This is a genomic window from Candidatus Accumulibacter similis, assembly GCA_013347225.1.
Taxonomy (GTDB): Bacteria; Pseudomonadota; Gammaproteobacteria; order Burkholderiales; family Rhodocyclaceae; genus Accumulibacter; species Accumulibacter similis.
This window is the reverse complement of record CP054595.1, coordinates 3,444,696-3,457,607: the sequence shown is the minus strand read 5'-3', so window position 1 is coordinate 3,457,607 and position 12,912 is coordinate 3,444,696. Positions and strand designations below refer to the sequence as shown.

The following is a 12,912-nucleotide window of genomic DNA, read 5'->3' as shown; positions in this document are numbered from 1 at the left end:
CCGTTGCCAGGCAGTCGCCAGCGGATCGGTCGGCTCAGGCGTCCGCCAGCGACCTGCCGTGTCGCGAGCCGAGCGCATGACGGTGGCGCTGCCTCGCTGGCGGGTGGCGCCTGGCTGCGGCCACCGGATTGCGCCGGGCGACCGACGTCCGGCCGACGACGCGGCATGGACCGGTGTCGTCCGTCTGCTTCTCGCCTGGCTGTGCGCGCTGCTGTCGGGCGCCGGCCTGGCGCAGACGGTCGACCCGCTGCGCGCCGTCGCCGACCGGAATGGCGAGATCTCGGCCAGCATTGCCGCGACCGTGCAGGCAGTCAATGAACCCGCCAAGGCACTTGCCGAGCTTCGCCGGGAACGGATCGATCTCGAACAGAGGATGCGCTGGGTCGAGCGTCGGGCCAGCGTGCAGGCGTTGGGGCAGGAGTTTGCGCAGACCTTGCGGGAGTATCTGCGCAGCCTGCCGACCGCGGAGCAGGCGGTGGCCAGCAGGCAGCGCCGCATCGAACTTCTCGCCACGGCCAGCGATTCCCAACTGGCGGTCGAGCGTGCCCTGCACCGGCTCGAAGATCCCGATGCGGTGATCACGACGCTGCTGGCGAAGGCGCACCCGCCCGTCAGCGAGGAAGAACGGCCGCAACTGCTGCGTGCGCTGGCGGCCGCGTTGCGGCAGCAGAGCGAACTCCTGCAGCGGCTGGCGGCGGAACAGGAGAGGCTGCGCAAGACGCTGAACGAGGCCGGCGAGATGGCCGACGCGCTGCTGCTGGAGGCCGATGCCGCGCGGCAGGAACTGACCGAGCTGCTGTTCTGGACGCCGGCGCCGCCGAGCGCGCGCACTCTCGCCGAACTTGGGCCCGCCCTCCGGTGGACCTTCTCTCCCAGCCATTGGCAGGAGTCTGTCGAGTTGCTGCGCGCTGAAATCGTGCGCCAGCCGCTCTGGCCAGCGGCAGCCGTGTTGACGGCAGGACTTCTGCTGGCCCTGCGTGGCAGATTGCGGCGTCTGCTGCAAGCCCTGTCGCCGGCTGCGTTGCCGGCCGATCGGTACAAGGTCCGGCACGCCCTGGCGGCGCTGGCGGTCACCTGCCTGCTCGCGCTGCCGCTGCCGCTCCTCATGTGGACGGCAGCCGGCCCGCTGCTGAGGGCGGCCGACAGCCAGGCGTTCACCGCGGCGCTGGGGGACGCGCTGCTCGTCGTCGGCCGGCTGTTGCTGGCATTGCTCATCAGTGCGTGGCTGCTCGACCCGAGGGGGGTGGCCGTCCGCCATTTCGGCTGGGACGCCAGCCTGGTGGCGGCCACGGCGCACGGCCTGCGCCGACTGACGACCGTCTTCGTGCCGCTGATGCTCATCGCCGCAATGAACGGCATGGCGCATGCACCGTTTGCCAACGAAGAGAGCCTCGGTCGCGTGGCACTCGGTCTGAGTGCGTTGACGGTGGCCCTGTTCTTCCTGCGTCTCCTCCTTTCCGGCAGCGCGTTGATGCGCCGCTTTCGCGAGTACGCGCCACGCAGTTGGGCGGTGCGCCTGCGTCCGGTGTGGATGCTCTTTCTCGTCGGCGTTCCCTGCGCCGTGGCGGCACTCGCGCTCGCCGGCTACATCGTCGCCGCCGGCTACGTCTTTTCCCGCCTCGTCCACTCGCTTTTCCTCGTACTTGCGGCGGTTGTCCTGTACGGGCTGATGGCCCTGTGGGTACAGATTCAGCGGCAGCGGCTGGCGTGCGAGCGGATCGGTGTCGGGGCTGGCGAGGGGCGGCCACCGGGGGCAGCCGGATTGGCGGCTGCGGTCGCGCCGGCCGCCGCCGGCGTGCCGCGGCCGCGTCTCGACATCGCGGCGCTAGGCGAGGAGACGCGCTCGCTGCTCGACTTCGTCGTCACCCTGCTACTGGTCGGCGGGCTGTGGTGGGTATGGCGTGATGCCGTGGCGACGCTGGGGGTGATCACCGACTACAAGCTGTGGAGCTACACGGAAAAGGCCGGCGGCAAGGAGGTCACGCACGCTCTCACCGTTGGGCGCCTGCTGCTGGCGATCGTCGTCCTGGTGATCACCGGCATCGTCGTCCGCCGCGTCGGTGCACTGCTCGACATCATCCTGCTGCAGCGCCTCGACATGCAGGCCGACGCCACCTATGCGATCACCGTCATGACCCGCTACGCGATCGCGGCCATCGGCATCGTCGCTGCCAGCCGCCTGCTCGGCGTCGGCTGGGAGGACGTGCAGTGGCTGGTCGCGGCACTGGGTGTCGGCCTCGGCTTCGGCCTGCAGGAGATCGTCGCCAACTTCGTCTCCGGGCTGATCGTCCTTGCCGAGCGGCCGATCCGCATCGGCGACGTGGTCACCGTCGGCGACGTGTCCGGCAAGGTGGCGCGCATCCGCGCGCGCGCGACGGCGGTGATCGACTTCGACAACAAGGAAGTGATCATTCCGAACAAGGCCTTCATCACCAGCCATGTCGTCAACTGGACGCTGTCGAACCAGATCATCCGCCTGCTGATCAAGGTCGGGGTCGGTTACGGCAGCGACATTGCGCTGGTGCAGCGGGTCATCCTCGAGGTCGTGCAGGGCAACGCCGACGTGCTGCCCGAACCGGCGCCGTCGGTCTTTCTGGTGGCGTTCGGTGACAGCTCGCTCGACTTCGAGATCCGCGCCTTCGTCGATGCGCTCGACAAACGCCTGCGCGTGCAGCACGAGATCAATCAGGGAATCTCGCGCGCACTGCAGGAACGCGGGATCGACATCCCGTTCCCGCAGCGCGACCTGCACATCCGTTCGCTGCCCGAAGGCTTGGCCGCCGTCGTTGGGTCCGGTGCAGGTGGAGCAGGAACGGGTCGCTGACCGAGGCTGGCGGCACGGGTCCCACGGAGTTGACCGGAACCTCCTCGCCAACGACGGTGCAGTGTGACTTCAATGGGCCACGCCATGCCGGCTTTGGTCTCGCCAGTCCTGGTGCGAGTACCGCCTGCGTCGGGTGGGAAACCGACTGCAACATCGGCATCGACACCATCAGCTTCGCAGTGATCGCCCCTCGAAGGGGATTCCCGAGCCGGGATCGCTGGCGCTCCTGGCAACGGCGCTGGGTCTCGCCGGTCCTGGCCAGCGCCGCCACGCTGCAACGCATTGAGCACCTGCGGCAGTGCGGGGCCCGGCGTGGCGGCCCCGCCGGGCTTAGCGGCGGCGATCGACGCCTTCGTTCAGAGCGGGCGTTTGACCGTCAGCGCACCGCGGATCTGGCCCTTTGCGTAACCGGTGGCGCGGTCGTTCGGGTAGTGCTCGGCGAGCTTCCGCCGCAGCTCGCCATCCAGTCCGTCAACGGGACCGTGGCAGCCGAGGCAGACCTCGCTCACCGGCAGTGCCTTCATGTAGCGCAGTACGGGCCGCCCGTTGACGGTGACGATCTCGCTTTTCTCGATGGTTTCCGGCTTTTCGCCGCTGGCTGCGCGGCGGTCGAAATCGGCGAGCTGTGCGGCTTCCCACGCGTCGGGCGTACCGCGCTCGGCGTTGCGGGTCTTCAGGCTGACGCGCCGGATGTCCCAGCCGGTTTCGGCGCGCTTCGCGCCGATCAGCTGCGGTGCCAGGTCCTTGCAGACTGGAATTGCGCCGGCGACTCCCTCGGCGGCCACCGCCTCCTGCATCGTGGCGATGACCTTCGGGATGACGGGCAGCACGGTCGCCCGGGTTTCGCCGGTGAGCGCAGCCAGGTCCTGGGCGCAGACGGGCACGGTGCAGACGAGCAGGGCGATGCCGACAGTTGCTTTCATGGCGTGCGTCCTCGGCTTGTTCAGGAGACGGTGGCGGGTGCTTCACTGACCGAGAAGGCAATCTCGGCACCCGTCTGGACGATCTTCTTGACGGCACAATCGTTGATCGCCTGGAGAACACGTTCCCTCTGTTCCGCGGAGAAGTCCTCGGGAAAGCTGACTTCGGTGCGGAAGCGGGACAATGTCAGTGGCCCGCCGTGGCCGGCGAAGGGCTTGCAGCCGATCCGGATCCCGGCTGCAGACACGCCCATCGCCTTGCATTCCTTCTTCGCATAGACCGCCGCGCAACTCGCCAGCACAGCGTAGAAGGCTTCCAGCGGATTCATCAGCGAACCATCCACGGCGTAGCTCACCTTGTGCTTGCCGCCGCTGACGGTAATCACCTTCGAATCATCGACATCGACCGAATACATTCAACTCTCCTGATAAAGATGGACCGCGGATCACTTGCCCGCGTCTGACTGCGCCTCGCGCGCGCGCGAAAGGCGCTCGCAGGCGGTGAAGATGGCCATGCCGGCAAGCATGGCGAGGAAGAAGACGAAGGCCTTGGAGGCTCCGGTACCGAGCAGGACGAGAGCCGGTCCGGGGCAGATTCCCGCCAGACCCCAGCCGATTCCGAACAGCGCGCTGCCGGCCAGCAGCCGGCGGTCGATCTGGCGGGCAGTCGGCAGCTGCAGCGGCTTTCCGCGTAGCGAGGTCTGCCGCTGCCCGGCAATGCGGAAGGCCACCAGGCCGACGGCGATCGCCCCGGCCATGACCAGCGCCAGAGAGGGATCCCAGTCGCCGGCGAGGTCGAGAAAGGCGAGCACCTTGGCAGGATCGCTCATGCCGGAGACGATCAGGCCGCAGCCGAAGACGAGACCCGTCAGCAGTGAAATCAGCACGCTCATGCCGGGCTCCTACGCGAAAAGATGGCGACCGGCGAAGACGGTCACGAAACCGGCGGTCATGAAGACGATGGTGGCTACCAGCGAGCGCGGCGACAGGCGCGACAGCCCGCAGACGCCATGGCCGCTGGTACAGCCCGAACCGAGCCGGCTTCCGAAGCCGACCAGCAGGCCGGCGACGACGAGCGTTGCCCAACCGCCATCGATGCGGCTCGGCGGCAACTCGGCAAGCGCCTGGCAAAGCAGGGGCGCTGCCACCAGCCCGAGGGCGAAAGCCAGCCGCCAGGCGAAGTCGCCTGCCCGCAGCGGTTGCAGCAAGCCGCCGACGATCCCGCTGATGCCGGCGATGCGTCCTTCGAGAAGAATCAGCAGCGCCGCCGCGAGGCCGATCAGCAGGCCGCCGGCAAGGGCGCTGGCGGGTGTGAAGTGCAGCCAGTCGATGGTGATCATGGGTTGTCGTTCCCCGCTTGCGGGCAGTACAGTTCATAGAGGGTGCCGAGCAGGGCGAGCACCCGCGGGTCGGCGACCGAGTAGTAGATCTTCTTGCCGTCACGCCGGGTGCTTACCAGTCCCTCGCTGCGCAGAACGCCGAGTTGCTGCGACAGCGTCGGCTGGTGCAGGTCGAGCAGTTCCTCGAGTTCGCCGACGCACTTCTCGCCCTGACTGAGCTGGCACATCAGCAGCAGTCGGTTGGCGTTGGCCAGCACGCCGAGGACGGCCGTCGCCCGGCCAGCCGCGGCGCGCATCGATTCGATATCCAGGGTTGCGGTGTCCATGGCTCGATCTCTCCAAAAAGTTCTACTTGACAATATTATGTAGAGAAGTATTATGTGTGTCAACAGATTGTTTTGGCTGGCCGATACGGGACCGCTGCTCGGCGGTGGTTGCACGGCGCCAGCCGCTCACCAAGGAAGACCGCCATGCACATTGAAGCCTTTTTCGATCCGGCGACGAGCAGCAACACTTTCCTTGTGTTCGATGCTGACCGAACGCGTTGCGTCATCGTCGACAGCGTCCTCGACTACGATCCGCAGGCGGCACGGATCAGAACCGACAATGCCGACCGGCTGGTTCGCCGTGTCGCCGACACGGGTGCCCGCGTCGAGTGGATCCTCGAGACGCACGTTCATGCCGATCACCTTTCGGCCGCCGCCTACCTCAAGGAGAAGCTCGGCGGCCGGACAGCCATCGGCCGGCAGGTGGTCGTCGTGCAGGACGTGTTCGGCAAGCTGTTCAACGCCGGACCGGGCTTCGCCACCGACGGCAGCCAGTTCGACCATCTCCTTGCCGATGGCGAGACGATCACGGTCGGCAGGCTGAGCATCACGGTCATGCACACCCCCGGCCACACCCCAGCCTGTGCCAGTTACGTGTTCACCGATGGTGACGAGCAGGCGGTCTTCGTCGGCGATACCCTGTTCATGCCCGATACCGGCACCGCCCGCTGCGACTTCCCGGGTGGCGACGCGCGCACCCTCTATCGTTCGCTGCGCCGCCTGCTCGCGCTGCCGGCGGCGACCCGGCTCTACCTCTGCCACGACTATCCGCCGGCCGAACGGCCACACTCCTTCGTCAGCACCGTTGGCGAACAGTGCCGCAGCAACATTCACGTGCACGACGGCGTCAGCGAGGACGAATTCGCTGACCTGCGGCGCCGCCGCGATGCGACGCTGGCGGTGCCGGTACTGTTGCTGCCCGCGGTACAGGTGAATATGCGCTGCGGCCGGCTGCCCGAACCCGAGGAGAACGGTACGCGCTACCTCAAGATCCCGCTCAACACGATCTGAGCCGACGATGCCGATACTGAGCGACCCCGCAATCATCGCCCCGCTGCTCGGTGCGGCTGTCGGGCTGGTCCTCGCCCTGACCGGTGCCGGCGGTGGCATCATTGGCGTGCCGCTGCTGGTCTTCGGGCTTGGCCTGCCCATTCAGCAGGCCGGTCCGATCGGCCTGCTGGCGGTCGGCCTGGCCGCTGGTCTTGGCGCACTGCTCGGTCTGCGCCAAGGGATCCTGCGCTACCGGGCCGCCGCGCTGATCGGCGCCTGTGGGCTGCTCACGGTGCCGGCAGGAGTCTTCCTCGCACGGCACATCCCGAATCAGCCGCTGACGCTGGCGTTTGCCCTGCTGCTCGGCTGGACGGGCTGGCGAGCGCTGCGGCGCGCGCGCCCACGGCCGGACGTTGCCGCGTCGGCCAGCGAGCCCCAACCGTGCCGGCTGAACCCGGATGTCGGACGATTCGACTGGAATCTGCCCTGCGCCCGCGCGCTGGGTGGAACCGGCCTGCTGAGCGGCCTGCTGAGCGGTCTGCTGGGCGTCGGTGGTGGCTTCGTCATCGTGCCCGCGCTGACCCGCTACTCCGATCTGCCGATTGCGAGCGTCATCGCCACCTCGCTCGGCGTCATGACGCTGGTTTCGGTCGGCGGCATCGCGGCAGCCGCGGCGGCCGGCAGCATCGTCTGGTCCCTCGCCTTGCCTTTCGGCGGTGGTGCGATCGCTGGCCTGCTGCTCGGCCGGGCGCTTGCAGCGCGCTTTGCCGGCAGACGCCTGCAGCAGAGCTTTGCCGTTCTCTGCCTGATCGTCGCTGGCTTGTTGATCGGACGCGTCGTCAGCGCCATCCTTTGATCGCCCGGCCGGACTGGCAGGGATCAGGGCGTGTCGTGGGCAAGCGCCGCGTGCACGATGTTGCAGCCAGGCGCGAAGTGCCATTGTCGGCGACACCGGCGCTGTCCGGCCGACGGCGTCCCGCTGCGGTGGCCTTAAAAGGCTTGGCCCGTGGCGTCGAACACGCCGTCGAACAGCACCGAACTCAGGTAGCGCTCTCCCGAATCGGGCAGCACGACGACAATGGTCTTGCCGGCATTTTCAGCCTTCCTGGCATGGCGAAGCGCCGCTGCCACCGCCGCGCCACAGGAGATTCCGGCGAGGATGCCTTCTTCCCTGGCGAGGCGGCGGGCGTAGTCGACAGCCTCTTCGTTCGACACCTGTTCGATGATGTCGACCAGCGAGAGGTCCAGCACCTGCGGTACGAAGCCGGCACCGATCCCCTGGATCTTGTGTGGCCCGGGCCTGGGCACTTCGCCGGCGCGCGTCTGCGTGAGCACGGGGCTGGCGGAGGGCTCGACTGCCACCGAGAGAATGGCTTTGCGACGGGTATTCTTGATGTAACGCGAGACGCCGGTGATCGTGCCGCCCGTCCCTACCCCGGCGACGAAGATGTCGATGTCGCCGTCGGTATCGTCCCATATCTCCGGGCCGGTGGTGCTCTCATGAATCGCCGGATTGGCCGGGTTCTTGAACTGCTGCAGCAGCACATGGCGGCCCGGGTCGGACTCGACGATCTCTTCGGCCTTGGCAATCGCGCCGCTCATGCCCTTGGCGCCTTCGGTCAGGATCAGCCTGGCGCCATAGGCCACCAGCAGCTTGCGCCTCTCGAGACTCATGGTTTCCGGCATGGTCAGCGTCAGGGGAATGCCGCGTGCCGCAGCGACGAAGGCCAGCGCGATGCCGGTGTTGCCGCTGGTCGGTTCGACCAGTTCCTTGCCTGGGCCCAGCAGGCCCCGCTGCTCCGCGTCCCAGATCATCGCGGCGCCAATCCGGCACTTGACCGAATAGGCGGGGTTGCGTCCCTCGATCTTGGCGAAGACACTGGCCGGCGCGCCTTCGGCGAGTCGATTGAGCTTGACCAGCGGCGTGCGGCCGATGGAAAGGGAATTGTCTGCATACCATCTGGACATGCGGATCTCCTTGGTTGGCGATGGTGTCGGGATGGCAGGCGGCCGGTGATCGGCGGCCTGCCATGGCTCGTTCAGCACGTAGTCGCCAAGCTTAGCCGCCGTACCGCGCCACGCAAAGACGAACTTCTTCTGTACTTATGCGCACCAGGTGGATCCAGCCGTGTCGTCTGGCCAACACCTCCGGCGAGCCGAGGCTTTGTGCTGCCGCGCGGGGCGGCGCCCGTGCCCCACTCGCTGGCTGAAGCTACTCCACCGCTTCGAGTGGATAACCGGCACCTTTCCAGGCGAAAAGGCCGCGGGGGACGCGATAGACCTGCGTATAGACAGGCTTGCGCGCCCACGTCGCACCGTTGTCGCTACGAGTGCATTTGACAAAGCCGCAGTAGAACACCACCGGCTTGTCCTTGTCCGCACCGAGAAGGGCAGTGAAATCAGCCTCCGTCCGGACGTTCCTGAATAAGCTCATAAGCAAAGATTCGTTCACTGCAGGCTGCAGCATTCCTAAACTGCGCGCCCCACCCACTGCAACGGAACCCTGATGAAACTGAAAAGTCTTCTCGCCGGCCTGCTGGCGAGTGCTCTGCTTGTCGGCAGCGCTGTCGCAGCCGACGTCTCCCTGCTGAACGTCTCCTACGACCCCACCCGGGAGTTCTACAAGGAGTTCGACGATGCTTTCGCCAAACACTGGAAGGCCAAGGCTGGCGATGCCGTCACCATCAACCAGTCGCACGGCGGCGCCGGCAAGCAGGCCCGCGCCGTGATCGAGGGCCTCCAGGCTGATGTCGTGACGCTGGCCCTTGCCTACGATATCGATGCCATCGCCGACGCCGGGCTCATACCGTCGGAGTGGCAGAAGCGTCTGCCGCACAACTCCTCGCCCTACACCTCGACGATCGTCTTCTTGGTGCGCAAGGGCAATCCCAAGGGAATCAGGGACTGGAACGATCTGGTGAAGCCGGGCGTCTCGATCATCACACCGAACCCCAAGACGTCCGGGGGCGCGCGCTGGAACTACCTGGCCGCGTGGGCCTATGCACTCGAGCAGCCGGGCGGCAACGAAGCCAAGGCGAGGGAGTTCGTCGGCCAGCTCTATCGCAATGTGAAGGTGCTCGACTCCGGAGCACGTGGCTCGACGACGAGCTTCGTCGAGCGCGGCATCGGCGACGTGCTCCTCGCCTGGGAGAACGAAGCCTATCTGTCGCTCAAGGAAGCCGGCGCCGACAAGCTGGAAATCGTCACGCCGTCGCTGTCGATCCTTGCCGAGCCGCCAGTGACGATCATCGACCGGGTGGTCGACAAGCGTGGCACGCGCAAGGTGGCCCAGGCCTACCTCGAGTACCTGTATTCCCCGCAGGGACAGGAACTGGCCGCCAGGCATTTCTACCGCCCGACGGATGCGCAGGTTGCGGCGAAGTACTCGAAGCAGTTCGTCAAGACCAGGCTGATAACGGTTGACAAGGTCTTCGGCGGCTGGCGCAACGCGCAGAAGGTTCACTTCTCGGACGGCGGCGTCTTCGACCAGATCTACGTTCCCGGCGGCAAGCGCTGAGGGCTTCGCGGTGGCACAGCGAAGCGGGTGGCCTTGCGGCATCCGCCTCGTCCTCATGCGGACGGTGAATGAGCTTGTCACGATTCGGTATTTGCCAGCCATGACCGTCAACTCTAGACTTTGCGCAGCGAATGTTGCGGTGCAACAGGAATCGGCGATGAATCAGGATCTGTCCTTCAGGAGGCGCACATGGCCAGCGTGAAGCGTTTCAGCCCCTTGCCCGGGTTCGGCCTGGCGATGGGCTACACCCTGGTCTATCTGACTCTGGTCGTGCTCATCCCGCTGACCGCGGTGGGGACCAAGACTCTCACGATGGGCCTGGATGCTTTCTGGGCCGCCGTCAGCACCCGCGCGTCGTGGCTTCCTATCAACTCAGCTTCGGCGCCTCGCTTCTCGCCGCCGCGATCAACGTCGTATTCGGCCTGATTTTCGCCTGGGTCCTGGTCCGCTACCGCTTTCCCGGCAAGAGCCTGATCGATGCGCTGGTCGATCTCCCGTTCGCCCTGCCGACGGCGGTCGCCGGCATCGCACTGGCGACGATCTATTCCGAGAACGGCCCGGTCGGCGAGTTGCTGGAGCCATGGGGCATCGAGATCGCATACACGCCAAACGGTGTCCTGCTGGCACTGGTCTTCATCGGCCTGCCGTTTGTTGTGCGGACCGTGCAGCCGGTTCTGGCCGACCTGGAAAAAGAGGTCGAGGAGGCTGCCGCCGGGCTTGGCGCCTCGCGCGGGCAGACCTTTCTGCGCATCATCCTGCCGCACATCGCGCCCGCGCTGCTGACCGGTTTCGCGATGGCTTTCGCCCGCGCCGTCGGTGAGTACGGCTCGGTGATCTTCATCGCGGGCAACGTGCCGATGGTGTCGGAGATCACACCGCTGCTGATCATCACCAAGCTCGAGCAGTACGACTACGCCGGGGCGACGGCGGTTGCCTCGGTGATGCTGATCTTTTCCTTTGTTCTCCTGCTGATCATCAATGGCCTGCAGGGCTGGATGCATCATCGTCACACGAGGGGAGCCTGAGATGAGCACGACCATTGCGCTGCACGCGGGCAGTCTGGAGCGTGCCGAAACGGCAAGCACCCGCGAGCCTGCCTGGGTCAAGGTCGTGCTGATCAGTGTCGCCCTGAGCTTCTTCGCCGTCTTCCTGCTGCTGCCCCTGGGCACGGTCTTCGGCGAGGCCCTGCGGAAGGGCTGGGGCGCATATCTGGAAGCGCTGGTCAACCGCGACGCGTGGGATGCGATCAGGCTGACGCTGATCACCGCGGCCGTTGCCGTTCCGTTGAACCTCGTCTTTGGCGTCGCTGCCGCGTGGTCGATCGCCAAGTTCGAGTTTCGCGGCAAGCGCCTGTTGATCACCTTCATCGATCTGCCGTTTTCCGTCTCGCCGGTCATTTCCGGCTTGATCTACGTCCTGCTCTTCGGCGCCCAGGGCTGGTTCGGTCCCTGGTTGCAGGAGCACGACATCCGGATCATCTTTGCCGTGCCCGGCATCGTCCTGGCGACCACCTTCGTCACCTTTCCCTTCGTTGCGCGCGAACTGATTCCTCTGATGGAAGCGCAGGGGAGCGAGGAGGAAGAAGCGGCAGTGGTCCTCGGCGCCTCCGGCTGGCAGGTGTTCTGGTACACCACCCTGCCCAACATCAAGTGGGGGCTGCTGTACGGGGTGATCCTCTGCAATGCCCGCGCGATGGGCGAGTTCGGCGCGGTCTCGGTGGTCTCTGGACACATTCGCGGCCAGACCAACACGATGCCGTTGTATGTCGAAATCCTCTACAACGAATACAACTACGCCGCCGCCTTTGCCGTCGCTTCGCTTCTGGCGCTGCTCGCCATCGTCACGCTGGCACTGAAGACGCTGGTCGAAAGGCAGACGCGCCGGCAGTTGCAGGAAATTGCCGCCACCTCGGAGAGTGAGACATGAGTATTTCCATCCGCAACATCAGCAAGCAGTTCGGAGCGTTCCAGGCGCTCGACGATGTCTCGATCGACATTCCTTCCGGTGAGCTGGTCGCCCTTCTTGGCCCCTCGGGCTGCGGCAAGACCACTCTGTTGCGCATCATCGCCGGTCTGGATTATGCCGATCGTGGCCAGATCCTGCTCGACGGTGATGATGCGTCGACCCGCCATGTCCGCGAACGACGGGTCGGCTTCGTCTTCCAGCACTATGCGCTCTTCCGCCACATGAGCATCGCTGACAATGTGGCTTTCGGCCTGCGCGTCAGGCCGCGACGCGAGCGCGTCGCCGAGGCCGAGATCCGGCGGCGAGTGAAAAGGCTGCTGGAACTGGTCCAGCTCGACTGGCTCGCCGACCGTTTTCCGCCGCAACTGTCCGGCGGCCAGCGGCAGCGGATCGCCCTGGCGCGCGCGCTGGCGGTGGAGCCGAAGGTGCTGCTTCTTGACGAGCCCTTCGGCGCCCTCGACGCGAAGGTGCGCAAGGAGCTGCGGCGCTGGCTGCGCCAGTTGCACGACGAAATCCATGCGACCAGCGTCTTCGTCACGCACGATCAGGAGGAGGCGCTCGAGGTGGCTGACCGGGTGGTGGTGATCAACAAGGGCAAGGTCGAGCAGATCGGCACGCCGGAGGCCGTGTATGACCATCCGGCGACCCCGTTCGTCGCCAACTTTCTCGGTTCGGTCAATCTCTTCCACGGCCGGGTCGAGGATGGGCACCTGCATCTCGGCGAACACGCACTGGCTCTCGGCGCGGGCGGCGGCAGCGAGGGCAGCGCGGTGGCCTTCGTGCGGCCGCACGAGTTCGATCTCGTTCCGGGCTGGCAGGCGGAGGGTGGCCTGCCGGCGCGAATCCTGCGCGTGGCCGCGGTCGGACCCAGCGCGCAGATCGAAGTGAGCCGGGTCGATGGCGAGGTGATCGAAGTCACCATCGCGCGCGATGCCTTCCAGCTGCTCGGGCTCGCGGAGGGCGACCAGGTTTCCCTCCGACCACGTCACATTCGCGTCTTCCAGGCCGAAGCACTGGCAGCCTGAGGCAA

At 66.4% G+C, this 12,912-nt stretch carries 12 protein-coding genes and 2 pseudogenes; 7 read left to right on the top strand and 7 right to left on the bottom strand.

The window, feature by feature from the left end; all coding sequences use genetic code 11:
* Positions 1–76 precede the first annotated feature (76 nt).
* Complete coding sequence (locus HT579_15080; protein QKS30129.1) at positions 77–2,824, top strand: mechanosensitive ion channel; 2,748 nt, start codon at positions 77–79, stop codon at positions 2,822–2,824.
* 356 nt (positions 2,825–3,180) lie between these two features.
* Here the strand turns inward: HT579_15080 and HT579_15075 are convergent, their stop codons facing one another.
* From HT579_15075 to HT579_15055, 5 genes are read right to left on the bottom strand one after another with little or no spacing between them, the layout of a single operon-like run.
* Entirely contained in the window at positions 3,181–3,747 is a 567-nt protein-coding gene (locus HT579_15075; protein QKS30128.1) for a DUF3365 domain-containing protein, read from the bottom strand.
* Positions 3,748–3,767: 20 nt separating this feature from the next.
* A complete protein-coding gene (locus tag HT579_15070) occupies positions 3,768–4,160 on the bottom strand; it encodes an OsmC family protein (GenBank protein ID QKS30127.1) in 393 nt (130 codons plus the stop codon).
* 30 nt (positions 4,161–4,190) lie between these two features.
* Positions 4,191–4,637 (bottom strand): YeeE/YedE family protein, encoded by a 447-nt coding sequence (locus tag HT579_15065; protein ID QKS30126.1) that lies wholly within the window; start codon positions 4,635–4,637, stop codon positions 4,191–4,193.
* 9 nt (positions 4,638–4,646) lie between these two features.
* Positions 4,647–5,081, bottom strand: coding sequence for a YeeE/YedE family protein (locus HT579_15060; GenBank protein ID QKS31656.1), 435 nt, complete (start codon positions 5,079–5,081; stop codon positions 4,647–4,649).
* Complete coding sequence (locus tag HT579_15055) at positions 5,081–5,380, bottom strand: helix-turn-helix transcriptional regulator (protein ID QKS31655.1); 300 nt, start codon at positions 5,378–5,380, stop codon at positions 5,081–5,083. Before HT579_15055 ends, HT579_15060 begins: the two co-directional genes overlap by 1 nt.
* A 174-nt stretch (positions 5,381–5,554) precedes the next feature.
* Between HT579_15055 and HT579_15050 the strand changes: the two genes are divergently transcribed.
* Together HT579_15050 and HT579_15045 are read left to right on the top strand one after the other, a co-directional pair.
* A complete protein-coding gene (locus tag HT579_15050) occupies positions 5,555–6,421 on the top strand; it encodes an MBL fold metallo-hydrolase (protein ID QKS30125.1) in 867 nt (288 codons plus the stop codon).
* Between the two features lie 7 nt (positions 6,422–6,428).
* Positions 6,429–7,256: a sulfite exporter TauE/SafE family protein gene (locus HT579_15045; protein ID QKS30124.1), complete on the top strand. Its 828-nt coding sequence runs from the start codon at positions 6,429–6,431 to the stop codon at positions 7,254–7,256.
* A 134-nt stretch (positions 7,257–7,390) separates the two neighbouring features.
* Here HT579_15045 and cysK read toward each other — a convergent pair whose 3' ends face one another.
* Both cysK and HT579_15035 read right to left on the bottom strand, forming a co-directional pair.
* Complete coding sequence (cysK, locus tag HT579_15040; GenBank protein ID QKS30123.1) at positions 7,391–8,368, bottom strand: cysteine synthase A; 978 nt, start codon at positions 8,366–8,368, stop codon at positions 7,391–7,393.
* 244 nt (positions 8,369–8,612) lie between these two features.
* Positions 8,613–8,792 (bottom strand): annotated as a pseudogene (locus HT579_15035) (rhodanese-like domain-containing protein).
* Positions 8,793–8,906: 114 nt separating this feature from the next.
* Between HT579_15035 and HT579_15030 the strand changes: the two are divergent.
* The 4 genes and pseudogenes from HT579_15030 (at position 8,907) to HT579_15015 (ending at position 12,907) form a co-directional block, all read left to right on the top strand.
* On the top strand, positions 8,907–9,917 hold the full coding sequence (locus tag HT579_15030; protein ID QKS30122.1) for a sulfate ABC transporter substrate-binding protein: 1,011 nt from the start codon (positions 8,907–8,909) through the stop codon (positions 9,915–9,917).
* 189 nt (positions 9,918–10,106) lie between these two features.
* Positions 10,107–10,942: pseudogene (gene cysT, locus HT579_15025) on the top strand (sulfate ABC transporter permease subunit CysT).
* A 1-nt stretch (position 10,943) separates the two neighbouring features.
* Entirely contained in the window at positions 10,944–11,843 is a 900-nt protein-coding gene (gene cysW, locus HT579_15020) for a sulfate ABC transporter permease subunit CysW (protein ID QKS30121.1), read from the top strand.
* Complete coding sequence (locus HT579_15015; GenBank protein QKS30120.1) at positions 11,840–12,907, top strand: sulfate ABC transporter ATP-binding protein; 1,068 nt, start codon at positions 11,840–11,842, stop codon at positions 12,905–12,907. Before cysW ends, HT579_15015 begins: the two co-directional genes overlap by 4 nt.
* Positions 12,908–12,912 lie beyond the last annotated feature (5 nt).

Excerpts from the sequence above, each read along its gene's own strand:
- HT579_15080 (QKS30129.1), top strand. The coding sequence starts at position 77 with ATGACGGTGGCGCTGCCTCGCTGGCGGGTGGCGCCTGGCTGCGGCCAC.
- HT579_15075 (QKS30128.1), bottom strand. The coding sequence starts at position 3,747 with ATGAAAGCAACTGTCGGCATCGCCCTGCTCGTCTGCACCGTGCCCGTC.
- HT579_15070 (QKS30127.1), bottom strand. The coding sequence starts at position 4,160 with ATGTATTCGGTCGATGTCGATGATTCGAAGGTGATTACCGTCAGCGGC.
- HT579_15065 (QKS30126.1), bottom strand. The coding sequence starts at position 4,637 with ATGAGCGTGCTGATTTCACTGCTGACGGGTCTCGTCTTCGGCTGCGGC.
- HT579_15055 (QKS31655.1), bottom strand. The coding sequence starts at position 5,380 with ATGCGCGCCGCGGCTGGCCGGGCGACGGCCGTCCTCGGCGTGCTGGCC.
- HT579_15050 (QKS30125.1), top strand. The coding sequence starts at position 5,555 with ATGCACATTGAAGCCTTTTTCGATCCGGCGACGAGCAGCAACACTTTC.
- HT579_15045 (QKS30124.1), top strand. The coding sequence starts at position 6,429 with ATGCCGATACTGAGCGACCCCGCAATCATCGCCCCGCTGCTCGGTGCG.
- cysK (QKS30123.1), bottom strand. The coding sequence starts at position 8,368 with ATGTCCAGATGGTATGCAGACAATTCCCTTTCCATCGGCCGCACGCCG.
- HT579_15030 (QKS30122.1), top strand. The coding sequence starts at position 8,907 with ATGAAACTGAAAAGTCTTCTCGCCGGCCTGCTGGCGAGTGCTCTGCTT.
- cysW (QKS30121.1), top strand. The coding sequence starts at position 10,944 with ATGAGCACGACCATTGCGCTGCACGCGGGCAGTCTGGAGCGTGCCGAA.
- HT579_15015 (QKS30120.1), top strand. The coding sequence starts at position 11,840 with ATGAGTATTTCCATCCGCAACATCAGCAAGCAGTTCGGAGCGTTCCAG.